This window comes from Streptomyces sp. NPDC059816, from assembly GCF_042732055.1.
Taxonomy (GTDB): Bacteria; Actinomycetota; Actinomycetes; order Streptomycetales; family Streptomycetaceae; genus Streptomyces.
This window is the reverse complement of sequence record NZ_JBHWIQ010000011.1, coordinates 216,444-240,564: the sequence shown is the minus strand read 5'-3', so window position 1 is coordinate 240,564 and position 24,121 is coordinate 216,444. Positions and strand designations below refer to the sequence as shown.

Genomic DNA, 24,121 nt, shown 5'->3' with positions numbered 1-24,121 from the left:
CACTCGGGCGCGCTGCGCGTCCCCAGGGGGCGCGTCACGCGGGGCGCGCGCCTGGAACGTCCGTCCGCACGCCACTGGGTGTGCGATCGACCTGGTCGCGTCGTCGCGTCGACCGTGGGGGAAGGAACCGGTCCATGGGCTGGAACGAATGGGAGCAGTTGAAGGCGGAGGCCATCGAGCGGGGGTCCGACTCGATGCGGCTGAACCAGGTGCCGGGCGACCCGGAGGGCGGGCCCGCCGACGGCGGCAGCCCGCAGGCCGTACTGAAGGTCACCCAGGCCGACCTGGCGAAGGTCGGTGACCACGCCTTCGGGCTGTACGAACGGCTGTGGACCGAGGGGAGGGTGTCGGTCGACAGCACCGAGAAGGCGGCAGGAAGCCTGAAGGGGCAGGGGTTCGCGCTGGGTGGAGCCCTCCACCACGTCTCCACCCGGTGGGAGGAACAACTCACGTCGTTACGGGACGCCTGTGCGCACATCTCGAACCACCTGGAGTTCACCAAGCGGACCCACCGGGGCGACGAGCAGCACGTCCGCGGCGAGTTGAGCGGCATCCGCACCCTCGACCAGGGCTTCGACGAGAAGGTGGGCGGGCCCGGCACGGCCAACCCGGTCTACGAGTCTCAGAACAACGACAAGGACGACAAGGACGACAGGGAACACAAGGGCGGCGAGGGCGACCAGGGCGACGGAGGGGAGAAGGGCTAATGGACTTCGAGGCTTTGCGGAACGCCGAGTTCGGGCCGCTCGACACCGCTGTATCCGACTGGTCGCGGTTGGTCCGCAACCTGGATTCCCTGGAGAAGGACGCGCGGGACGGCCTCAAGGGCCAGGCTGCGAAGGCGAACTGGCAGGGGATCAACGCCACGGTGTCGCGGCAGTTCGTCGGCAAGACGGTCGGCGAGTTCACCGATGCGCACACCCAGGCGTCCTCGGTCCGGAACATCCTGCGGGACACCCGGGACGAACTGCGGTCGCACCGGCGCAAGCTGGAAGAGGCAATCGACCGCGGCAGCAAGAAGAACCTCACGGTCATCGCGACGGGTGGCGGAGGGTTCACGGTCACCATGCGGGTGCACCCGGACCGCGCGGGCAAGGGCACGGACGCCCCGGATCACGCGGCGGCCGACGCCCTGGCCCTGCGCGACGAGGTACAGGAGATCCTGGAGGCGGCCACCCGCAGCGACGACACCGCCAGCGACGTGCTGCGGGCCCTGGTGGACCAGAGCGAACACGGGTTCTCGGGCGCCTCGTACGGGGACCGGGACGGTGCGGTGCGGGCCGTCCGTGAGGCCGAGGCGTTGGCCCGGCTGGCGCGCCAGAACCCGGGTGACCTCAGCGTCAAGGAGTTCGACCGGCTCCTCGCCGGGCTCAAACGGTACGGGGACGACGCACTGTTCGCCGAGCGCTTCGCCTCGGAACTGGGCGCTGAGGGAACGCTGGAGTTCTGGGCCGGGATCAACGATCCGGAGCACGGCATCGAGGCGTCCTCCCGGGGAGGGAACGAGCTGATGCGCGAGCGCCTCAAACACTTCGACGACCTCCAGCGCCACCTGGGCCTGACCCTCGCCAACGCCACCCAGAGCGACAGCGCCGCGATGACCGACTGGAAGCGGGAAATGACCCGGCTCGGCGACCAACCGATCGGGCCGAGCGGCATGCACCAGGGCTTCCAGGTCATGAGCAACCTGATACGCCACGGCGACTACGACGACGGGTTCCTCAAGCAGTACGGGGATGCGCTCGTCAAGGCCGAGAAGCAGCACGGCGACGGTGACGCCAAGGCGCCCGTCGCGTGGCACAACCTGGGCATGGACCCCCACCTCAACCACGTGGGGCCCGATGGTGGTTCGGACCCGTTCACCGGTTTCATGAAGGCCCTCGCGAACAGCCCCGACGCGGCCACCACCTTCTTCGGCGAGACCTTCCGGACGGCCTCCGAAGCGGGTGATGGAAGCAGCGTGGACAACTTCACGTACTTCTTCGAGCAGCGTGACTGGCCGCCGGACCTCGACAGTGAAGAGCAGGCCAGCCGCATCGGGCGCGACATGATGGCGCAGGCGCTGGAGGCCGCGGTGACGGGCCACCCCGCCGGCGAGCTACCGACGGCGAACACGCCCGCGCACAACGCCGAACAGGCACACCTCATGGAACGGGTCATCGGCTCCATCTCCGAGAACCCTGACCGGCTGCTGGGCCACCGTTACATGGCGGACAGCATCGGCCAGATGACCGCGGAGTACATGCCGGACGTTCATCGGGGGTTGCACCCGGCGAAGTGGAGCGAAGAATCGCTCTTCCCCATTGCAGGAACGGCAGCTGTTTTCAACCACCACGACCTCACACGGGTCCTCTACTCTGTGGGGCGCGATCCGGACGGATATGCGGCCGTAACCATAGGGCAGCACGGCTACACCGGGAACATCATGGAATACCACTTCCGGAATCCTGACGCGCTCGTGAGCGATCCACTCTTCTCCAAGCCGGAGAATTTGAAGGCAAGCATCGAGGGAATCGCAAACATCGCGGGCGAGATCCAAGGCACGATCGGTGCGGGTCGCGCGCACGAGGGCGAGGTCGAGGAGGGGGCAAGGAACACCGAGTACAACACCGCTCTAGAGAAGTCCAAGGTGTGGACCAGCGCCGGGATCGGCATCGCTGTCGGAATCGGCGCAGCCAGCATTGCCGGCCCCTGGGGCATCGCTGCCGGCGGCATTGCGGGAACAGCATCGAACGAAATCCTCAACGGAATCGTGGCAGGTTCCCTACAAGACGGCGCAAACCAGGTCATCTACCGCAACGGTGAAGAAATCGGCAACACAATAGAATCCACCTTCAAAGCGGTGGAAATGGCTGCCGAAGAAGCGGGGAAGCTGTCAGGGAACCCGTCTCCACACATTGCGGCGATCGTGGCCGAGGCAGCGGAGAAGGGTTTCGATACAGCCCACACGAGGGTCAGCGACAGCCTGTATGGACAGGGCATCCCTGGCATCCTTGAAAGTAAGTAGAGGAGGAAATCATCATCCAGAGAAATCCGCTCACGATATCCCTCACTATCACGATACTACTATTCGTGACAGCAGGGGTTGTGTATCTGAATAGGATCCCTCCATTCGACGAAAGCGCGAAACCTAGGATCAATAAGAGCGACACATGCCCGGCACTAGGGAAATCGAAGAACCTCGTTCCAGCATTGAGAACCGCGCTGCCAACCGGGCGAAATTACATCTTCGTTGACACCCCGATCGCTGGGCACGGGGACGGATACTTGGTGCACTGCGCGGCTCGAATCAAAGATGTGGCAACCGCAATTGTCCTCTGGAGTCGGGCGATGCAGCCGATGAATCGTGAGGATTGGATAAGCAAGCAACTCAATGACTATACGGACGGCAATCCACTCGAAGACTTCAAGGCTGGAGTAATGGCTACCGCATCTATCTCCAGGGCGGCCGTACAAGTACCTTGCCACCCCGAGGGACGGAACACCGGGATGCATAGCAATCTCGGCGTCAACGTCTTCCTCCGCGAGGCAGGCGAGGCCAGCGACAAAGATACTCGCCAGGCACTGATCGATATCGTTCGAAGTGCGGCGGAGTATGCACACAAAGACGCCAAGTGTGAGCTCCCCTCGAAACTCTAGGGAACTGCACCGTATTGCCAGGGCGTAGGGTGAGGCACGGCAAAACACTTGACGAGAAACCACGGAGAAAGGGGTCGGGGCATGGCCGAGGAACAGGGCCTGGGAGTAGCGGAGTCCGAGGAAGAAGTGCGGGCCCGCAAGGAGCGGGAGAAGGACGAGCTGTACTCGCTGGACATCTCCGGCGTCGAGTGGGTGGGCGCTCCGGGCACCGAGGAGGACGAGGAGCGCGTGGAGATCGCGTACCTGCCCGGCGGCGGCGTGGCCATGCGGTCCTCGCTCGACAAGGAAACGGTGCTGAGGTACACCGAAGCCGAGTGGCGGGCGTTCGTACTCGGCGCGCGCGACGGGGAGTTCGACCTGACACCGGTCGAGGACGAGAGCGAGAGCGAGACTGCTGCCGGAACCGAGGGCGGGCCTCCGCGGTAGCGGGACGGCAGCCGGAGCTACAACAGGGGCCGGGGTGGGCACCTCCCGTGCGTGCCCACCCCGACCCCTGCCACCGCTCGCCCGCTCTACAGGAAGTAGCTGGCGGCCTTCTTGTCGCCGCCCATGTAGTCACCGCCGGCCCGGCCGACGACCCCCGCGATGGCGACCAGCGCCTGGTGGATGTCCTCGGCCTCCTTGTCCCACTTGGCCTGCTCCTGGGTGTACATCGTGTGGGCCTCGCCCTCCCAGCCCGCGGCGACGGTCGCCACGGCCCGCTTCAGGCTCGCGAGGTCCTCTTCCAGCTTCTTCGCCTGGTTGGCCAGCTCGGTCGCGGTGGCGTCCAGGCCGCCGTACCGGACGACCAGTTCGTCGTAGTTGCCCGTGGACATGGGTGCGGATTCCCCTCGTAGAGTGATGTGCTCGCGGTGGACGGTCAGCGGGCGGCTCTAGTAGCCGCTGAGGCTGGACTTCGGTGCGCCGTCGTACACGTTGATGCTCTGCACGGCCGCGCGGACCTCTTCCTCGGTGCCGTCCTTGATCTTGCGGCTCGCGCTCATGGCGTCGAGGAACTTCACGAGGATGTTGCCGATGCGCACCATCGAGGTGTTGATCTCGTGCTGCTTACTGTTGAACGCACCGGCGCCGATACCCTTCCACTGGCCTTCCAGGCTGTCGATCGTGGCCTGGAGGCGGTGGAGCTGGCCCTTGAGGTTCTCGAAGCGGGTGGCGATGTCCTGTTCGAGCTTGATGAGTTCTGAATTCGATAGCCGCTGGCCCTGAGACATGGCTGCGGTTCCCTTCTGTGTTGGGGGCGAGGGACGGGTTCGGACGGTGCTGGTGGTGCGGGTGGTCAGGCGTTGCGGCGCTTGCGGAGGAAAACGTAGGTGCCACCGCCGAGCACGGCGAGCCCCGCTGCGGCGCCGAGGACGGGGACGAGGTTGATGCCGTCGTTGTCCTTGTCGGCAGACGCGGTGGGACCGTTGGGGGCGTTGTCACCGTCTGCTGGCGATCCTTCGCTCGGTGAACCCTTCGGGGCCTGACCGACTTCGGAGTCCGTGGGCTTGCTCGACGGAGCGCTGGGGGACTCGTCAGCGGAGGGCTCGGCGCCCTCGATCGGAGTCTTCTCGTTCGTGATCGGGTTGACGTCCGCCGGTCCCGGGTCGATGTCGGGATCCTCCAGAACCAGGCGGGGGCGGATCAGGCCGTAGCCGAGGTAGTTGCTTGGATTGTTCCTCGCCCAGTCGCGCCCCGCGGTGTCGATGAGGGTACGGAGCACCTGATGGGCGGTCCACTCCGGATGGACGGACCAGATGAGGGCTGCGGACGCCGACGCGATCGCCGTGGCCTGGCTGGTTCCTCGGGAGGGGCAATACCGGGTGAACGTCTCGTCGCACCACATCGGAACGTTCACGCCTGGGGACGCAAGGTCAACGTAGTCGCCCTTCTGGGAAAAATCGCCGACCTTACCAGATTTGTCAGCGGCGCTGACTCCGATCGCTTCAATGTAGGCCGCTGGGTAGGCCCTGAACTCTGCCTTTGGCCCCTCGTTTCCGACGGAAGCAAAGATGAGCTTTCCCTTGGAGGCCGCATACTTCACGGAATCTTCAAGTTCAGGATCGGTGAACTCTCCTCCGAGCGACAGGTTAATGATCCGAGCATCGGTATCAGCAGCAGCTCGGATTCCATCCGGAATTGAAGCGGTCTTCCTGATTTCATCCTTACTCTTGAGCTGCTTCAGTACCACTCGAATCGGAATGATTCGCGCATCCGGCGCAAGTCCGCGGAGGCTCGCGTCAGCCCCGCTCCCGGCGATCAGCTCGGCCATCGTCGTACCGTGCCCTCCGTAGTCCTTGGTGGCACCGTAAGCAGCGTCATCGGGCACTTCATTGACGAGGACCTTGCCTCTGAGTGACGGCGTCTGAGGGTTGACGCCAGAGTCAACCACAGCCACCTTCACTCCTTTCCCTGTACTGATCTTCCACATTCTTTCCGCTTGCATGGGTTCCATATACCACTGCTGCGAATGAACGTCGTCGGCTGCGACAGGAGGCGCCAACCCAATCAGTAACGCGGTCATGACGGCACAAGAACTAGCTACGGAGACGACTGATCGCCCAAGGTGCCCCACCGATACTGGAGTCGCCCTGCCGCGACGGGCCTCAACTGACATCATTCCTGTGCCTGTCCTCGTCTAGCTCAGTCGATGAACCCTGCTGCCCGATGTCATCGTCCGATTGCTGCTCCTCTTCCGCGTCTCTACGCCGCTGGGAACCCTTCGCACCTCGCACTAGTCCAGTCCCGCCTACGGAGAAGCCCTGACCACTCCGATTCAGGTTGCTGCTCCTCGCGCCTCCCACGACGTTGGAATTGCTGGTAGGAGTTGCGGCCCGACGCGTAGTGCGTTGCTGGCGCTGCGGTTCTGAGGATGCGCCAATCACACCCCGGGCACCGGGGGCAACAGCAGGCCCAGCAGTGGACGCAGTCCTACCGACACCTCCGACAACGGGTGCCTGCCCGGGGCGTGGGCCCATCGGCGGCGGCGTTGCAGGCGCCGGGCGTCCGCCAACGATGCCGCTGGAGCCACCGACAGGCACGTTGCTGGGAGCTGCACGGTGCTGAGGTGAACCGCCGACTGCAGACACGGAACCCCCGGGCGGAACTCGGCCTGGGATGCCTTGCCCCTGAGGCACCCCTGTGTGCCTTGAGCCTCCCTGGACTCCGGCGCCCCATCCCCCTCCGGGATTCGCCGCCCTTCCTGCTGCCCCTCGAGCCCCAGCCCTCGCGGAATCCGACAAATTGTTCCCAGGTGCCGCCCGCCTCGGCTGTACTGACGTGCCACCCGTTGGCTCACCCTTCGGGATACGGTCGCGAGACGCTGGAGCCGGGGGCGTGACCGTGGCGGACTCACCGGGAGGCGCCTGGGCTGGGATCAGACCCGGACCGCTACTCACTGGACCTGTCGCGGTAGGAACAGTGCCGACACTCGCGATCTCGGTCGCAGGATCGCGGTTCATCACCGGAGACGTCCCGTGCGCGCCCCCTGGCACATTCACTCCTCCGGAGACGTCGTCCGGGGCTGTCACTCCACGAGTGGATGACTCTGACGCAGATGAAGCGACTGCCCCGTCGTGTCCCGGGGATGCGGAAAGCGGGACGCTGCCGTCAATGATCGGTTCGGCCCCGTCCCAGCCTCGATTCGGTCGAGGAACCCCCACGTCAGGCATTCGAGTGAACGTAGGACCCTCCTGCTGGGCCAGGGCGCCCTCGGAGACCGCGTAGAACGACGCCAGTCGGTTCATCTGGTTGATCGCCTCTTGGCGGTGCTTCTCCGCCTTCACCGCGGCCGCGTACTCCGCGTTGTCCGCCCCACGCTTGTCCGCGGGGAAGTCCTCGACGGCCTTGGGATCGGCTCGTGCGTCGCGAGGAGGCATGGAGCTGCGGACGGAGGCGAGCCCGGTCCCGGCGGCGGTGATCTGAGTGCCGGCGGCGTCGGCGAAGTCCGCGAGCTTCAAGGTGTCCGAGACGAGCGCCTCGCCCCACTTGCGGAACGCCTCACCCGACTCGCCCTCCCAATCGGGCTGGGCCACATGGCTCTTCAGTTCGTCGGCGGCCTTGTTGATGGCGTCGCGGGCGCTCCACAGTGCAGTGCCTGCCTCTTCGAGGTCGTCCGGTTTGGTGTTCTGCACCAGGTTGATCATGTCGTTGAGTCGGTGTGCCTCGAAACTGGTGCGACCGGGGCTGACGCTCGGCGCGTTGAAGAAGACAGTGCCTTCCAGCAGGCCGGACACGGCCACGGCCATGTCGGTGACGCTGTTCTGTCCTGCGACCCGTTGCAGGTCGGACGGGTCGGGGGTGTTCTGGTCGTTCTGGCCGGCCATGCCTACCACCCCGCATCGGTCTGGTTGTCCTGGTTGCGCCTGCCGTCACCCGCACGGTCGCGCTCGTACTGTGCGTCGATCTTGGTCTGAATCGCCCAGAACCGTCGTCGCACCTCTTCGTCGAGGTTGTCGAAGCCGACGTCCGCCCCGTGGACGGCGATGCCCATGGCCTCGATCTGCTGGCCGAGCGCCTTGGAGAGGGAGGTCAGGCGTTGGTGGACCCGTGCGTACTGGGTGAACAGGCCGTCCGCCTCGCCGAAGGGGCTGCTCGCGCTGCTGAACGAGGCCCGGGACACCTGTTGTGAACCGACCTTGGTCGCGCCGCCCGCCGACCCCTCGAAGTCCGACAGGACCTTGTCGATGCTCTTCTTGAAGGTCTTCAGCGCGGCGACACCGCGCCGTAGGTCAGCCCCGCTCACGTACGAGGCACGGCCCGTGCTGTCTGGAAGCCCCATGTCCGTGTCCTTCCCCGTTTCCCCGTTCCCCGTTTGCTCGTTCACCGGAGCCCGCGCCCCGTGGATCCCCACGGGCCCTGCTCCGGCGCACCGTTCGGGCGCGCCGGCACGCTGAGGAGAAGGGGCGTGCGCGCGGGCGCGATCCCGCCCCGCCACTGTAACCACCACGCGATTCCGCTCCAACTGGACTTTTGGGAGGCGCAGTTGCGAAGTCGGTCGGTTGCCCGATGGGCGTGGCGGTGCGGCAACGGGCCGCGTCGCGCTGTCACCAGCAGCATAGCGACCATCACTGACAGCCACCTGAGCACGGATACTCAGACGGCCACCGGCGCGGTCGGAGCGTCATGCGCGGGAGTGACCGTCACGACGTCGGGACCTGTCGCGGACGGTGACGGCGATGCCCGCGAGTACCGCGGCCAGGACCGTGGCGGCAACGGTCACGTACGTGGCGAGGCGGGCGTCCCGGTCGGCGGCGGATTCGCCGAGGTCGACCCGCGGTGCCGTGGGGGCCTCGGCACGGTTGACGCCTTCGTCGGCGACGGGCGCGTCGACGGGGCGGTCGTCCTCTGTGAGGGCGCGCACGGGGTCGACGACGCCCCAGCCGACGAGGCGGTCGGGGCCGGCCACCGAGCGTTCCGCGGTCTGTTGGATCTGGGCGACGATCCGGCGCGCGGGCCAGTCGGGGTGTTTGGCACGCAGCAGGGCGGCGACCGCGGCAACGTAGGGGGCGGCGAAGCTGGTGCCGTTGTCGGCGCAGTGGCCGCCGCCGGGAACTGTGGAGACCATGTCGACGCCCGGCGCGGCGACGCCGACGAACTCGCCGGACTGGGAGAAGGGGGCGCGTTCGTTGTTGCGGTCGGACGCCGCGACGGCGAGGACTCCGGGTTCGGACGCGGGGTAGGTGTTCTTGACGTTGCCGCCGAGTCCGTCGTTGCCGGCCGATGCGACGACGACGATCTCCGCGTCGAGCGCGGCGTTGATCTGCTGTTTGAGGTCCGGTGACGACTCGACGGCGTTCGCGGTGTCCTGGGAGATGTTGATGACGTCGGCGCCCTCGTCGATGGCGTGTCGGATCGAGGTGGCGAGGCTCGCGGCGGTGCCGTTGCCGTGGGCGTCGTTCTGGTGGATGGGGATGATCCGGGCGTCGGGGGCCAGGCCGACGAAGCCGGTGCCCTTGGCGGGGCGGGCGGCGATGAGACCGGCGACGCGGGTGCCGTGGCCGACGGTGTCTCCGGTGCCGTCGGCCTTGCCGCGGGGCACGGGGTCGCCGTTGTCGTCCTCGGGTTTGGCGGGCAGGGAGTTGAGGCCCTTGGAGGTGTCCACCGCGCGGGTGAGTTGGGGGTGCTTGACGTCGACGCCGGTGTCGATGACGGCGACCTCGACGCCCTTGCCGGTGGACTCGTCCCACAGTTCGTCGAGGAGGACGCGTTGCAGGGCCCAGGGCCGTCCTTGGTAGGGCTCGGCGGGGAAGGTGCACTGGCCGGTGTCGGCGGCCGCATTCGGTGCGACGGGCAGGGTGAGTGCCGTGGCGGCGACGACGAGGGCCGTGGTCAAGGAGGCCCTGCGGCGGGCGGAGGCGGTCGGGGCGAGTGACGGCACGGGGCGGCTCCCGTTACGAGCCCTGCGGCTGGCGGGCCGCGGCGGTGGACAGACGGGGGCCGGTGGGCAGCAGGGCGGACCACGCGGTGGGTACGGGGGTGGGTTCGGCCTTGGCGTAGCCGAGGCACGCCTGGGCGCGTTGGGCTTCCTGGAGTTGTTCCTTGCGCCGGGCTTCGGACATGCCGATGCCCGCGTCGTCGGAGGCGCTGTCGCTGTTGGACTGGAGGGCGTAGCGCAGTCCGGTGTCGGTGACGAGGAAGATGCCGCCGGTCTTGGTCTGGGCTCCGGTGACCTGGCGGAAGAGTTGGCCGGATCCGGGGGTGACGTAGGCGCTGGAGGAGCCGCTGGGCAGGGGGGCGGGGTAGTCGGTGCCGGCCCAGGTGCTGAGGGTGGTGGCGCCGGTGTCGGGGTCGACCTTGCGCAGGACGTTGCAGACGGTGTCCCGGCCGCCTGGTCGCCCGGGGTCGTTGACGGTGCGCGGCTCGTGGGCGGGCCAGTCGCGGTCGCCGGCGAAGGCGCGGCCCTCGGGGGTGAACGAGGCGGGGCCGACGTCGCGGGGGCGGCCGGCCTGGCCGAGGACGTTGAGGTCGCGGCTGCTGAGCAGGAGTTTGGCGGTGAAGTCGGAGACGGGGGCGACCTTGCCGGGCAGGACGACGTAGTGCTGGGTGCGGTCGCCGTGGGGGGCGCGCAGCACGGTGCCGATCTTGTTGGCGCCGGGGGCGAGGCTGCCGGGGGCCTGGGCGGGGTCTCCGACGGTGCCGTCGACCTCGGGGAAGTCGACGGGGTCCCCGGTGCGCAGGGTGGCGAGCCATTCGCGGGAGACGCGCTGCGGGGCGCGGCCGTTGGTGTCGAGGGTGCGCAGGAGGAGTTCGTCGTCGGCGGGTACGCGGTACTTGGTGCCGTGGGCGTCGACGACGTGGTGGGACCGGTCGGGTCCGGTGACGTACATCAGGTCGCCGCCGCGCAGTCGTTCCCGGCCGTCGGTCAGGTTCTCCTCGCGGGGGGCGAGGACGAACGCGGCCGTCTGGATGGTCCGGCCGCCCTGTCCGGGGCGTTCGCAGACGGCCCAGCGCTTGGCCGCGTCGGCTTCCTCGGCCGGGGGGAGCCGGTCGGGTGCGTAGGGGATGCCGAGGCTGGCGCCGTGCGGGATCTCGCCCTTGTCGATGACGGACTCGTCGACGCTGATGACCTTGCCCTGGCCGGGTTCGAGGAGGAGTTTGGCGGAGGCCATGTTGAGGACGGGGTGCAGTTGGCGTTCGCCGTCGGTCTTCAGGACGACGTACCGGGTGGTGGAGTCGCTGGCGATGATGACGTTCTTGTAGGGCTCCGACCAGCCGGGCGGGGCGGAGGGTTTGAACATGCCCCAGGCGCCGAACACGGCGAGGACCAGCACGCCGACGACGATCCCGGGCACGATGCCGCGGAGCGGGCGCGGGGCGTCCTCCTCGGTGCCGCCCGGGTAGGGCCGTAGGTAGGCCGCCAGGGTGCGGCGCTTCGCGAAGGTGTAGGCGTTCAGTTCGTCGCGCCGTGATGCCATCGGTGTGTGCGTCTCCCCCGTGTGTCCCCGTGTGTCGCCGAAGTTCGCGTAGTTCGCGGGATCGCCGGAGCCCCCGGCGTCCCTGCTCGTCGCGTACCGTCGCGCACGGTCCTCGTCGTCCGGTCGGGCACCGCCGCGGACGGGGTGGTCCACGTGCTCCGGGCGCGCGCCTCGAACGGCACGCTACCGCTCGACGGGCGGTGTGTCCGGCGCGGTGGGTCCCCGGGGGGTGCGGGCGGTGTCCGACGTGTTGTCAGACCGGGCACCTACTATGCCTGGTACGTGGTCGGGTACGGGGGGCGGGTAGGGTGAGCGGCCCTTAACCGCCTTACTGGCCAGCGGATTTCGGAAGAGTGCGGGTAATACGGGGCCAGCAGGACATCGGGGGTCATGGAGTGATGGTTTCCGCCACGCGGACCCGTTCGCGGTCCCGCTCGGGGTCGTCGGGGACGGCTCCGGCCGCCGGTTCCGATGCCGGTTCCGCGCGGTCCTCCGTCGCCGTCGTGGCGCCGCGGCTCGCTGCTCGTTCGGGGCGGGCGGGGGGCGGCGGGGGGCGCGGGTCGTTCCGTTGGCAACGGCTCGCGTTGGTCGAGGTGGCGGCTGCGCTGGTGCTCGTCGGGTGGGTGGTCGATCCGCTCGTGCTGGCGGTCGTGGCACCGGTGGCGTTGGTCCTGTTGTCGCTGGCGTTGGTGCGCCGGCGGGGGCGCTCGTTGCCCGAGTGGTTGGCGACGGTGTGGAGTTTCCGGTCCCGGGTGCGTCGGGCCCGGTCGTGGACGGTGCCGCCCGGTACGGAACCGGGGTTGGCGCCGGCGGTGGAGTGCGCGCCGGCGCTTCGGACGTACCGGTTCACGCCGGGGGGCAACCGGGATCGACGGCCGGTGGGGATGGTCGGCGACGGCGGGTTCCTGACGGTGGTGCTCCAGGTCGAGTCGGACACGACGGCCCTGCGCGCCGAGCGGGAGCGGCGGCCGTTGCCGTTGGGCCTGGTCCGGGACGCCCTGGTGGTGGACGGGATCAGGCTGGAGTCGGCGCAGGTGGTGGTGCACACGCAGCCCGCGCCGGCGCCGCACCTGCCGCAGGACGCGATAGCGGTCACCAACTACGCCCGGTTGCACGTCGGGGTGACCGCTCCGGCGGTACGACTCACCTGGGTGGCACTGAAGTTGGACCCGGAGTTGTGTCCTGAGGCGGTGGCGGCGCGCGGGGGCGGCCTGTTGGGGGCGCAGAAGTGCGTGGCACGTTCGGCGCAGCACCTCGCGAGCCGGCTGACGGGTGCGGGTTTCCGGGTGTCGGTGTTGACGGACGAGGAGTTGACGGCCGCGGTGGCGACCTCGGCGGGTGCGAACCCGTTGGTGACGGCTCAGGCGGGGCGTACGGAGGTGCCGCAGCGGCGCACCGAGGAGTCGAGTCGTAGTTGGCGGTGTGACAACGGCCGCCACACGGCGTACTGGATACGCCGTTGGCCGCAGTTGGGCGGTGCGGGTGAGCCGTTGACGGCGGTGGTGGCGCGGCTCACGGCGGTGCCCGCGCTGGCGACCACGTTCAGTCTGACGTTGGACGGGGGCGGCCGGGACGTCGGGGTGCGGGGGCACCTCAGGGTCACGGGCCGTACGGAGAGCGAGTTGACGACGGCCCGCCGGGCGTTGGAGCGGACGGCGCGCGAGGCCCGGGTGGGGCTGGCGCGGTTGGACCGGGAGCAGTTGCCTGGCGTGTTGGCCACATTGCCGTTGGGGGGTGTGCGCTGATGGGTGCGGTGACGCCGGAGCGGGTCGCGCGGGGGTCGCGTGCGTGGTTGAGGTCGGGGCTCGGTCTGCTGGGTCCCCGTCACCAGCGGCATGCGCTGTCCGTGGAGAAGTTCGACGCGTTGGCGCTGCCGGTGGGCGACGACGGGGTGGTGATCGGGGTGGATGCGCAGGACCAGCCCGCGGTGCTGAGCGTGAACCGGCCGACGCCGTACGACGTGGTGCTCATCGGCGGGTTGTGGACCGCGCAGGTGTTGGCGCTGCGCATCGCGGCGACGGGTGTCCGGTTGGCGGTCGAGACGGGTCGGGCGCAGATGTGGGCGGGGCTCGCGCAGGCGGCCGGCGGGGCGGTGCAGTGCGTGGCGCTGCACGGGGTGGGCAAGGTCCCTCCTCAGGGCGCGGCGGCGGGCCAACCCGTGGTGGTGGTCCGGGACTGCGGGATGCGCCCGCCCCGCGGACGGGTGGTGTCGGCGCCGTGGCAGTCGGTGGTGACGTTGCTGCCGTATCTGAGCCCGGTGGCCCCGCGGTTGATGCGGCAGGCCCGGCTGGTGGGGGTGCAGCGGGTGTCGCCGGACGAGGCGGCGGAGATCGGGCGGGTCCTGGCGCTGCCCCGCGAGGACGTGGCGTCGCTGCCGAACCTCGCGGACGGGGTGACGCTGTGGTGCGCGGACCGGAGCCGTCACTACGTGATGACGCGCCCGACGGACATCGAGGAGGGTCTGCTCGGTTTGGCCCGCCGTATGGATTGATCGTGCATGGACCGATCGGGTACGGATTCACGTCATGTTGACGGCGTGTTGACCGCGTGACGGCGCCCGGCGGTCGGACGTCTCGCTGGTCGGGCGTGAGAACGGTGGTCGGCGTGGGAAGGCTGTCGGTGCGGGGACCGGTACTGGTGTTCTCCGGCTGACGCGATCGGGCGGACACTCCGGGGCTTCTTTCGGGACCGTGACGAATGTGCCACGTCCGACGCGCCCGACCGGACCGGGACTTGACCCGGTTTGCCCGCATACCGGGTGGGTGGGGTGGCGGTTGCCGATCAGCGGCGGGGGCACGGGTCGTGGTGGGGCAGTGGACGGGCCTGCCGTACCGAGGCTTTGGGTGATTAGGCTGGGACCGGGCGCGTCTTCGCATCCCCTTGAGCGGTCGAGAGCGGCCCGGGGAAGGCCCGGCGGACCGGCGGCGAGGTCCGGACCCGGGAACGACGCCCGCCATCGCGGCAAGCAGGGCGCTCGACCACACCAGGAGGAATTGTGAACAGCGATCGGGACGGGAAGCGCGGGGGCTGGGCCGCACCCGACGATGACCAGTCCGACGCCGAGTCCGCCGTCGAGGCGACGGGTGAGTTCACCATCGACTACGCCCCTCCCGCCTGGTACACGCAGAACTCCTCGGGGAGTGCGGGTGAGACTCCTTCGCCCTCCCCGGGCACGACGCCGCCCGTGCCCGCCGCGCCCCCCGTGGTTCCCCCTGTTCCCCCGGTCGCCGAGTCGCCCGTGCTGCCGTCCCAGACGCCGCGGGAGCCGTCCTCCGGGGCCTACGCACCGCCGCCGCCCACCGGTTCGGCCCTGCCCTTGCCGCCCCCGCCGGGCATCGGGGCGTCCACCGGCGCCCTCGTGCCGGGGTTGCCGCTCGGCTCGGGGTTCCAGCCGGCGACACCTGCCGCCGCGGTGCCCGTGGCCTCCTCCGAGCCTGCCGGAGCTCCCTCCGCCGAAGCCGAAGGCAGCCGGGCCGACGCCGGCGGTGACGGTGACCTGGAGAGCGGGGCGACGATGCGGATCTCCGTCACCGCGTTGAAGCGGGAACTGACGGACCGCACCGACCGCACCGACCGGGCCGACCTGGCTGACGGGCCGGACGCCGCTCCGTCCGACGACGTGTCCGCCACGGCCACCACGGCCGGGGGGTCCGGCGGCACGGAGGACGTTTCGGCGCCGGAGGAGGCCCCCGACGACGCACGGCCCGAGACCGGCTCCGAGACCGCGTCCGCGGCAGAGACCGGGTCCGCGGCAGAGACCCGGCCCGAGGACGCCGGTGCGGTGAGCGACGCCGCCGCCGGCACGGACGGCACCGGCCCCGCGGCCGTGCACGACGTGGTGCCGCAGGACGGCACGCCCGGCGATGCGCCCGCAGACCCGCAAGCGGCTCCGGCCGCGGGCCTACCGCCCCAGTGGACGTCACCACCCGCTCAGCAGGGGGCGCTTCCCCCGCTGCCGCCGGCGTTCCGGGCGGCCACCCCCGGCGACCCGTCCGGACCGTGGCCCACGCCGGACGTCCCGGCAGTCCCGACGCCGCCGGCCGCTGCGCCCACCTCGCCACCGGCAGCCGCGCCCGCCGCGCTCACTCCGGCACCGGTGCAACCGCCCGCCGTCGCCCCGCAGGGCGCACCGGGGGTGTGGGGCGGTCCCGCAGCGCCGGGCACACCGGATGCGCAGGGAACGCCGGGAGCCGTGGGTGGCCAGCAGGTACCCGGGGGCTACGGATTCCCCCAGCCCCCCGTACCCGTTCCCCACGTACCCGTACCCCACGTGCCCCCCGCGCCGCCCACCTCCGCGCCCCAGGCTCCGCAGACGGCCCAGCCGCCCCAGGCACTACCGGCGCCCCAGCAGCAACCGGGCCCCGCCCTGCCCGGACCGAGCCAACCCGGACCGCACCAGCAGCCCGGCCCGCAAGCACCGGGATTCCCCCAGCAGGGGTACCCGCAGCCGTACGTCCAGGACGCTCCGCAGCCGCCGGCCGGCGGTTACGGCTTCCCTCAACAGCCGCCCGCCCACCCCGGTGTCCAGCAGCCCGGACCCGGCGCACCGGCGGCCTCGTACCCGCAACCGTTGCCCCAGGAGAACCCGCAGGTTCCGCCGTCCCCGTACGGTCAACAGCCGGTCGACCCGCGGGCCGGCGCAGCGTGGCCCCAGCCGCTCCAGCACGACCAGCGTGAGCGGACCTCGCCCGGCGCCCCGCTCGGGTACACGGCCGCGGTGGAGTTGTCCTCCGACCGACTGCTCAACAGCAAGAAGCAACGGGCGAAGAGCAGCAGGCCGACCGGCGGCGGTTCACGGTTCCGGCTGGGCGGCAAGAAGGAGGAGGCGGAGCGCCAGCGCAAGCTCCAACTCATCCGCACGCCCGTGCTGTCCTGCTACCGCATCGCCGTCATCAGTCTGAAGGGTGGTGTCGGGAAGACGACCACGACGACCGCGCTCGGATCGACGCTGGCCAGTGAGCGGCAGGACAAGATCCTGGCGATCGACGCCAACCCGGACGCAGGCACCCTCGGGCGCCGGGTCCGGCGGGAGACCGGTGCGACCATCCGTGACCTGGTGCAGGCGATCCCGTACCTGCACTCGTACATGGACATCCGGCGGTTCACCTCGCAGGCGTCCTCCGGGTTGGAGATCATCGCCAACGACGTGGACCCGGCGGTGTCCACGACGTTCAACGACGAGGACTACCGGCGGGCGATCGACGTGCTCGGCCGGCAGTACCCGATCGTGCTGACGGACTCCGGTACGGGCCTGCTGTACAGCGCGATGCGCGGGGTGCTGGACCTCGCCGACCAGCTCATCATCGTCTCGACGCCGTCGGTGGACGGGGCGAGCAGTGCGAGCACCACGCTGGACTGGCTCTCCGCGCACGGGTACGCGGAGTTGGTGGCCCGTTCGGTGACCGTGATCTCCGGGGTGCGGGAGACCGGGAAGATGATCAAGGTGGAGGACATCGTCAGCCACTTCCAGACGCGCTGCCGGGGTGTCGTCGTCGTGCCCTTCGACGAGCACCTCGCGGCGGGGGCCGAGGTCGACCTCGACATGATGCGCCCCAAGGTCCGTGAGGCGTACTTCAACCTGTCGGCGCTCGTCGCGGAGGACTTCGCGCGCGCCCAGCAGGTCCAGGGGCTGTGGACCTCGGACGGGAACCCCCCGCCGCAGCTCGCCCCGCCCATGCCGGGTCCGGGCCAGCCTGCCGTTCCCGGCCAGCCGTCCGTCCCGGAGCAGCCGGGCTTCCCCGGGCAGCAGCCCGCGCCGGGCCACCCTGCACCCCCTCCCGTGCAGCAGGGCTTCCCCGGTCAGCCGTATCCGCAGCAGGCTCCCGGCGCGCCCGGTGCCGCGTACGGCTGGCCGCAGCAGCCCGCGCCCGGACAGCAGCCGCCGGTCGCGGGGCAGCCGTACCCGGCACCGGGTCAGCCCGGCGGGTACGGATTCCCGCCGGGGCAGCCCGCGGGGACCCCACCAGGCGCGCCGGCAGCGGCACAGGTGCCCGGACCGTGGCCGGGGCACCCGGCCGCCGCGCCGCTCCCGGAGCAGCAGTCGACGAACGGCCCGGCCGACGAACGGCCGAACCTCCCGGGCGCTCCGGACGGCCCGCCCCCGGCGCCCCCCGCGGGCTCCGGCCAGTAGGGCCCGACCCGCGCACGACGAACGGCACGCACGCACCGCCCCGAGGTCCCGCTCCGACGTTCCGGAGCGGGACCTCCGGCGCGCCGGGGCCACCGTCGCCCCCGGCGCGCATCCACCCACAGGGCGCGTACGACGTGCCACGCGCCGCCCGGTCGGCTCCGTGCGCGCTCTTCACCCCGATGCGCCCCGGTACACGTTTGCGCAGGCCATGGGGGGTACGCAGGGATGGCGGTCGTTGACCCGGGGTCCGGGCGCTGATAGACACGCCTGGCCCCCCGCCCGCTGTCACATCATCACTCCACAGCCTTCGTCCTCTCCTGCTGCTCCTGCTGCTCCTGTCTGCTTCCTCCTTCTGCTTCCTTCCTCGAACCTCCCTGCGATCCTCCGTTCCCCCGCGAGCCCTGACGCGAGGTCACGAACCATGGAGCCCGAGTCGCCCGGACCAGCCCCCTCCCCCACGCCCCCCGCCACCCGTCGGACGCTTCAGGTCCCCGTCCGTTTCGCCTTCCGCGCCGCCGCCGCGGCCGCCTCGCTCGCCCTGCTGTCCGCGACGGTCGCCCCGGCCCCGTCGACGGCCGCGGTGACGACGGACGCTGCCACCGCCCCCGGGTCGAGAAGCGGGGGGACGCCCCGGACGCTGAAGGTCGCCGTGTCGCAGAGCGTCGACTCGCTGAACCCGTTCCTCGCCTCACGACTCATCAGCACCAGCGTGCACCGGCTGATGTACGAGTACCTCACCAACTACGACCCGGTGGACAACCGCACCGTGCCCGGGCTCGCGACCTCGTGGCGGCCGTCCGCCGACAAGCTCACCTGGACGTACACGATCCGTTCCGGCGCCCGCTGGTCGGACGGGGTGCCGGTGACCGCCGAGGACGTGGCGTGGACGTTCCGGACGATGATGACCGACGAGGCGGCGGGCGCCGCGAACGGCAGTTACGTCGGCAACTTCCGCGAGGTCACCGCGCGGAGCCCCACCGTCCTGGTGATCAAACTGCGCACCCCCCAGGCGACGATGACCGCCCTGGACGTGCCGATCGTGCCCCGGCACGTCTGGGAGAAGACGGGTGACGTCGTGGGCGTCACCAACGACGACGGCTTCCCGATCGTCGGCAGCGGACCGTTCGTCCTGGTCGACTACGAGCCCGACAGCTACGTACGGCTACGGGCCAACCCCGACTTCTGGCGCGGCGCACCCGGATTCGACGAGCTGCTGCTGACCTACTACAAGGACGGTGACGCGGCGGTGGCCGCACTGCGCAAGGGTGAGGTCTCGTTCGTCCAGGGCCTGACGCCGGCCCAGGCGAGGTCGCTGGCCGACGAACCGCACATCACAGTGAACGACGCACCGGGCCGTCGCTTCTACGCACTGGCCACCAACCCGGGGGCCCGCACCCGGGACGGGCGGCGCTTCGGCGACGGGCACCCCTCGCTGCTGGACCCGCGGGTGCGGCGGGCCCTGTTCATGGCGGTGGACCGCAAGGCGCTGGTCGACCGGGTGTTCCAGGGACACGCGGTCCGCGGCGAAGGCTACCTCCCGCCGCGATTCTCCGCGTACCACTGGCGGCCGTCCGGGGCGCAGCGCGTGCCCCACGACCCGGCGGGGGCGGCCCGACTGCTGGACCGGGCCGGGTACCGCAAGAACGCCGACGGGCAGCGGATCGGGGCGGACGGGGAGCCCATCACGTACCGCGTGCTGTGCCACGCCACCGACCCCAACGACAAGGCGATCGGCCGCTACCTCCAGGAGTGGTACGCCGGGTTGGGGATCGGGGTGGAGGTCGAGTGCCTGGACAACGTCACCGACCCCTGGACGGCCGGCGAGTACGACCTGGCCTTCGACGGCTGGTCGGTCAACCCCGACCCCGACTTCGTCCTGGCCCTGCACACGTGTGCCGCGCTCCCCGAGTCCCCGGGGGTTCCGGGCGCCACGGACAACTTCATCTGCGACCGGCGCTACGACGCGTTGTACGCACGCCAACTCGCCGAGTACGAGCCCGACCGGCGCGCCGAGCTGGTGCGGCAGATGCAGTCGCGGCTGTACGACACCGGGTACATGAACGTGCTGGCGTACCCGAACGCCGTGGAGGCGTACCGGTCGGACCGGATCGGTTCGATCACGACGATGCCCGCCGCCGCGGGCAACATCTACGGTCAGGACGGTTACTGGAGTTGGTGGTCGGCGACCCCGGCGCGGCCCTACCGGCCGGACGGGGGCGCGGCTGGGGGCCGGGTGCTGGTCGGGCTCGCGGCGACGGGTGCGGTCCTCGCCTGCGGCGCGGGAGCGGTGGCGCTGCGCCGCCGGGCCACGGTGGACGACCGTGAGTAGCGCACCGGAACTGCTCGGGGCGGCGGGGCGGTCCCGTACGGGGCGTCCGGGGGCGGCGGCCTCCGGATACGCCCGGTACGCGGCGGGCCGGCTGGCGGGCGCGGCGGTGTCGCTGCTGGCCGTGCTGGTGACCGGGTTCTTCCTCTTCCGGCTGATCCCCGGCGACCCGGTGAAGTTCATGACCGGGGGCCGTCCGGTTTCGGCAGAACAACTGGCCGCCTACCGGCACGAGTTCGGACTCGACCTGCCGTGGTGGCAACAGTTCACGGACTACTGCGGACGGGCGCTGACGGGGGACCTCGGCTCGTCGTACCAGTTCCGCACGCCAGTGATCGACAAGATCGTGGAGGCACTACCGAACACCCTGCTGCTGACGGGTACGGCGTTCGCCCTGTACACGGCCCTCGGGGTGTTCCTGGGCACGCGTGCGGCCTGGCGCCGGGGCGGGCCCGGCGACCGGTTCCACACCGGGCTGGCGCTGACCCTGTACTCGGTGCCGTCGTTCTGGCTGGGGCTGCTGCTGATCGTGGTCTTCTCGGTGGGCGCCGGGCCGGTGCCGGGGCTGTTCCCCACGGGCGGGATGGAGTCGGGCACCTCACAGGGCGTCGGGTACGTGCTGGACGTCGCGCACCACCTGGTGCTGCCGGTGGTGACCCTGGTCGCGGTGGAGTACGGGCAGACCCTGCTGGTGACCCGGTCGGCGCTGCTGGACGAGGTGGACGCCGACTACCTGACCACGGCCCGCGCCAAGGGACTGCGGGACGTGCACGTCCGCCGGCGGCACGCGGTGCCGAACGCGGCTCTGCCGACGGTCACCCTGGTCTTCGTCAACCTGGGGCGGGTCGTCGCGGGCACCATCCTGGTGGAGACGGTGTTCTCCTGGCCGGGTCTGGGCGGACTGTTCTACCAGGCGCTCAGCGTGCCCGACCTCCCGCTGGTTCAGGGGCTGTTCCTGGTGTTCGCGGCGGCCGTGATCCTGATGAACACGGTGGCCGACCTGATCTGTCCGTTCCTCGATCCCCGGGTGGGCCGATGACCGCGCGCACCGACACCGTCCTGCCGCCCCCGGGACGCACACCCGGCCCGCGGGCCCTCGCCCGGAGACGGCGGCGCGCGAGTGCCGCCCGGTTCTGGCGCCGCTACCGCGCCCACCGCTCGGGGGTGTTGGGGCTCCTCGCCCTGGTGCTGTGCGGACTGCTCGCGCTGACCGCCCCGTGGACGGTGGGGGACGAGGTGCGCAGTGTGACGCGGGCGACGGGCGGGCCGATGGAAGGGCCGAGCAGCGCGTTCTGGCTGGGCACCGACCAGTTCGGGCGGGACCTGTTCGGGTTGCTGGTGTGGGGTGCGCGGGTGTCGTTGATGGTGGGGCTGCTGGCGGCGGTGCTGTCGGTGGCGATCGGTGCGCTGGTGGGGATCACGGCGGGGCACTTCCGGGGCTGGTACGGGACGGTGGCCATGCGGGTCACCGACTGGTTCCTGGTGATGCCGACGCTGGTCCTGGCGATCGCGCTGGCCACCGTGCTCTCCCGTTCGCTGGGCACCGTCGTGCTGGCGATCGGGGTGACGACCTGGCCGACCACGGCCCGGTTGGTGCGGGCGCAGACGATGGCCGTGGAGTCCCGCCCGTACATCGAGCGGGCCCGGGCGCTCGGCGGCGGGCACCGGCACGTCATGCTGCGGCACGTGGTGCCGAACGTGCTGCCGCTGGTGCTGGCGCAGACCACGCTCGGCATCTCGGGGGCGATCCTCGCCGAGGCCACGCTGGCGTTCCTGGGACTCGGCGATCCGACGGTCACGTCCTGGGGCGGGATGCTCCAGGACGCGCGCGAGGCGGGGGCGGTCAGCGCGGGCCACTGGTGGTACCTGGTGCCGCCGGGCCTGGCCATCGCGGCGGTGGCGCTGGCGTTCACGCTGTGCGGGCGGGCCGTCGAGTCGGTACTGAACCCGAGGTCGGGAGCGGCACGATGAGCGCACCCCTGCTCCAGGTGCGGGACCTGACGGTGAGCTACCCGGGCGGGGCGACGGCCGTGCGCGGGGTGGACCTCTCGCTGGCGGCGGGCAGGCGGCTCGGGATCGCCGGTGAGTCGGGGTGCGGCAAGTCGACGCTGGCGCTGGCCCTGCTGCGGCTGCTGCCGACCGGGACGGTCACGCGCGGCACGGTCCTGCTCGACGGGGAGGACGTGCTGACCATGCGGTGGGGGCGGCTGCGCGCGGTGCGCTGGGCGGGGGCGTCGATCGTCTTCCAGGGGGCGATGCACTCGTTGAACGCGGTGCGTCGGATCGGCGACCAGATCGCCGAACCGGTCCTGCTGCACCACCGGGCGAGCCCCGCGCAGGCGCGGCGACGAGCGGGGGAACTCCTCGAACAGGTCGGTCTGCCGGCCGGCCGGGCGCACGCCTACCCGCACGAACTGTCCGGTGGCGGGCGTCAACGGGTCATGATCGCGATGGCGCTGGCCTGCGATCCACGGCTGATCGTGGCGGACGAGCCGACGACCGCGCTGGACGTGATGGTGCAGGCCCAGGTCCTCGACCTGTTGGACGGTCTCGTCACGGACCGCGGACTCGGGCTGATCATGATCAGCCATGATCTGGCGGTGCTCGCGGACCGCTGCGACCGGCTCGCCGTGATGTACGCGGGCCGCATCGTCGAGGAGGGCCCGGCGCGCCGGGTCTACGAGGACCCGTTGCACCCCTACGGGAGGGCGTTGTCGGGATCGTTCCCGCGGATCGGCGATCCGGCCTCCCGGTTCGCGCCCCGGGGTCTGCCGGGTGATCCTCCCGATCCGGCGGCGCTGCCGTCCGGCTGTGCGTTCCGGCCCCGGTGCCCGGTCGCCCTCGACGTCTGCGAACGGGACGACCCCGCGCTGCGGGAGGCCGACGGCGCGCCGGACCTCGACGTTGGGGCGCGCCGGGCGGCCTGTGTGCTGATCGGGGTCGGCGGGGTGCCGGGCCCGGGGGCGGTCCCCGCGCTGGAGGACGGAACGGTCGTCGCGAACGTGGCGGACGGTGCGGACGGGGTCACCGGTGCCGGGCCGCTGATGGGCGGGCCGGACGCACCGGGACCCGAGCCCGAGGGCGGAGTGAGGAGCGGAACCACCCCATGAACGACCAGCCCGTGAACGACCACCCCATGAACGACCAGCCCGTGAGCGGCGCCCTGCTCAGCGCCCGGGGTCTGCACGTGGTCTTCCCCGGCCGCCCGGGCGCGGCCGGGGCCCGCGCCGTCGACGGGGTGGACCTCGACGTCCACCGTGGCGAGATCGTGGCCCTGGTCGGCGAGTCCGGCTGCGGCAAGTCGACGCTCGCCCGGACCCTGCTCGGCCTGGTGCGCCCCACCTCAGGCACCGTCCACTACGCCGGGGCGCCGCTGGCGTACGGCGGACGGGCCCTCAAGGCGTACCGTGCGCGGGCCCAGTTGGTGCTCCAGGACCCCAGCGGCTCGCTGAACCCCCGGCACACGGTGTACGAAGCGGTGGCCGAGGGGCTGCGCATCCACCGGTACGGGGGCGACGAGCGGGCGGCGGTGACGGGAGCCCTGTCCCGGGCCGGGCTCCGACCGCCGGAACGCTTCCTCCTGCGCTACCCGCACGAACTCTCGGGCGGCCAGCGGCAGCGCGTGGTGATCGCGGGGGCCCTGGTCCTGGAACCCGAACTCCTCGTCGCCGACGAGCCGGTGGCCTCCCTGGACGCCTCCGTGCGCGGGGAGATCCTGGCCCTGCTGCTGCGACTGCGGTCCGAACTCGGACTGTCCGCGCTGGTGGTGACGCATGACCTGGGTCTGGCGTGGAACATCGCCGACCGGGTGGCGGTGATGTATCTGGGCCGGATCATCGAGACGGGACCCGTGGAGCAGGTGCTGACGGCACCTCAGCACCCGTACACCCAGGCCCTGTTGTCGGTGCTGCCGGAGACGCCCGGGGCGGCGGTCGTGCTGTCCGGTGAGCCGCCGGACCCGGCCCGCGTCCCCGCGGGTTGCCGGTTCCACGTGCGCTGTCCGGTCCTCGCGGACGGCCGGGCCGAACACGCGGGCGTGTCCCGGGCCTGCCGGACCCGTGACCTCCCGGTACTGACCGCTACGGCGACCCGTACCGCGTGCCACTGGGCGGGCGCCCGCCCCGGCTAGGA

At 70.8% G+C, this 24,121-nt stretch carries 18 protein-coding genes; 12 read left to right on the top strand and 6 right to left on the bottom strand.

Annotation, left to right across the window (positions count from 1 at the left end):
* The first annotated feature begins 134 nt into the window (after positions 1–134).
* From ACFV88_RS17315 to ACFV88_RS17300, 4 genes are all read left to right on the top strand, one after another.
* The gene (locus tag ACFV88_RS17315; protein WP_385491743.1) at positions 135–707 is read left to right on the top strand and encodes a hypothetical protein; all 573 of its coding nucleotides are present in this window, start codon (positions 135–137) and stop codon (positions 705–707) included.
* Positions 707–3,007 carry a hypothetical protein gene (locus tag ACFV88_RS17310; RefSeq protein WP_385491740.1) on the top strand — a complete coding sequence of 767 codons (2,301 nt, stop codon included), beginning with the start codon at positions 707–709 and terminating at the stop codon, positions 3,005–3,007. Before ACFV88_RS17315 ends, ACFV88_RS17310 begins: the two co-directional genes overlap by 1 nt.
* Positions 3,008–3,072: 65 nt before the next feature.
* Complete coding sequence (locus ACFV88_RS17305) at positions 3,073–3,639, top strand: hypothetical protein (RefSeq protein WP_385491737.1); 567 nt, start codon at positions 3,073–3,075, stop codon at positions 3,637–3,639.
* Between the two features lie 81 nt (positions 3,640–3,720).
* Entirely contained in the window at positions 3,721–4,065 is a 345-nt protein-coding gene (locus ACFV88_RS17300) for a DUF397 domain-containing protein (RefSeq protein ID WP_385491734.1), read from the top strand.
* 86 nt (positions 4,066–4,151) lie between these two features.
* On the opposite strand, the gene ACFV88_RS17295 is transcribed toward ACFV88_RS17300, so the two are convergent.
* From ACFV88_RS17295 to eccB, 6 genes are all read right to left on the bottom strand, one after another.
* A complete protein-coding gene (locus tag ACFV88_RS17295) occupies positions 4,152–4,454 on the bottom strand; it encodes a WXG100 family type VII secretion target (RefSeq protein ID WP_385491731.1) in 303 nt (100 codons plus the stop codon).
* Positions 4,455–4,511: 57 nt separating this feature from the next.
* On the bottom strand, positions 4,512–4,850 hold the full coding sequence (locus tag ACFV88_RS17290; RefSeq protein WP_385491728.1) for a WXG100 family type VII secretion target: 339 nt from the start codon (positions 4,848–4,850) through the stop codon (positions 4,512–4,514).
* 65 nt (positions 4,851–4,915) lie between these two features.
* On the bottom strand, positions 4,916–6,142 hold the full coding sequence (locus ACFV88_RS17285) for a S8 family serine peptidase (protein WP_385491725.1): 1,227 nt from the start codon (positions 6,140–6,142) through the stop codon (positions 4,916–4,918).
* Positions 6,143–7,945: 1,803 nt separating this feature from the next.
* Positions 7,946–8,398: a hypothetical protein gene (locus ACFV88_RS17280; protein ID WP_385491722.1), complete on the bottom strand. Its 453-nt coding sequence runs from the start codon at positions 8,396–8,398 to the stop codon at positions 7,946–7,948.
* Between the two features lie 342 nt (positions 8,399–8,740).
* On the bottom strand, positions 8,741–9,997 hold the full coding sequence (gene mycP / locus ACFV88_RS17275; protein ID WP_385491719.1) for a type VII secretion-associated serine protease mycosin: 1,257 nt from the start codon (positions 9,995–9,997) through the stop codon (positions 8,741–8,743).
* 13 nt (positions 9,998–10,010) lie between these two features.
* Positions 10,011–11,534, bottom strand: coding sequence for a type VII secretion protein EccB (gene eccB, locus ACFV88_RS17270; RefSeq protein WP_385491716.1), 1,524 nt, complete (start codon positions 11,532–11,534; stop codon positions 10,011–10,013).
* Between the two features lie 398 nt (positions 11,535–11,932).
* Here eccB and eccE point away from each other — a divergent pair, with 398 nt between their 5' ends.
* The 8 genes from eccE to ACFV88_RS17230 all read left to right on the top strand — a co-directional run bounded on the left by eccE (position 11,933) and on the right by ACFV88_RS17230 (position 24,119).
* Positions 11,933–13,279: a type VII secretion protein EccE gene (gene eccE, locus ACFV88_RS17265; protein WP_385491713.1), complete on the top strand. Its 1,347-nt coding sequence runs from the start codon at positions 11,933–11,935 to the stop codon at positions 13,277–13,279.
* The gene (locus ACFV88_RS17260; RefSeq protein WP_385491710.1) at positions 13,279–14,025 is read left to right on the top strand and encodes a hypothetical protein; all 747 of its coding nucleotides are present in this window, start codon (positions 13,279–13,281) and stop codon (positions 14,023–14,025) included. The genes eccE and ACFV88_RS17260 overlap by 1 nt, the downstream gene beginning before the upstream one ends.
* Positions 14,026–14,529: 504 nt before the next feature.
* Positions 14,530–17,664 carry an SCO5717 family growth-regulating ATPase gene (locus ACFV88_RS17255; RefSeq protein WP_385491707.1) on the top strand — a complete coding sequence of 1,045 codons (3,135 nt, stop codon included), beginning with the start codon at positions 14,530–14,532 and terminating at the stop codon, positions 17,662–17,664.
* Positions 17,665–18,085: 421 nt separating this feature from the next.
* Positions 18,086–19,993, top strand: a complete 1,908-nt coding sequence (locus ACFV88_RS17250) for an ABC transporter substrate-binding protein (protein ID WP_385491704.1) — start codon at positions 18,086–18,088, stop codon at positions 19,991–19,993.
* Between the two features lie 10 nt (positions 19,994–20,003).
* On the top strand, positions 20,004–21,029 hold the full coding sequence (locus ACFV88_RS17245) for an ABC transporter permease (protein WP_385491812.1): 1,026 nt from the start codon (positions 20,004–20,006) through the stop codon (positions 21,027–21,029).
* Complete coding sequence (locus tag ACFV88_RS17240) at positions 21,026–21,961, top strand: ABC transporter permease (RefSeq protein ID WP_385491701.1); 936 nt, start codon at positions 21,026–21,028, stop codon at positions 21,959–21,961. Before ACFV88_RS17245 ends, ACFV88_RS17240 begins: the two co-directional genes overlap by 4 nt.
* On the top strand, positions 21,958–23,100 hold the full coding sequence (locus tag ACFV88_RS17235; protein WP_385491697.1) for an ABC transporter ATP-binding protein: 1,143 nt from the start codon (positions 21,958–21,960) through the stop codon (positions 23,098–23,100). The genes ACFV88_RS17240 and ACFV88_RS17235 overlap by 4 nt, the downstream gene beginning before the upstream one ends.
* On the top strand, positions 23,097–24,119 hold the full coding sequence (locus ACFV88_RS17230) for an ABC transporter ATP-binding protein (protein ID WP_385491694.1): 1,023 nt from the start codon (positions 23,097–23,099) through the stop codon (positions 24,117–24,119). Before ACFV88_RS17235 ends, ACFV88_RS17230 begins: the two co-directional genes overlap by 4 nt.
* The last annotated feature ends 2 nt before the right edge of the window (positions 24,120–24,121 follow it).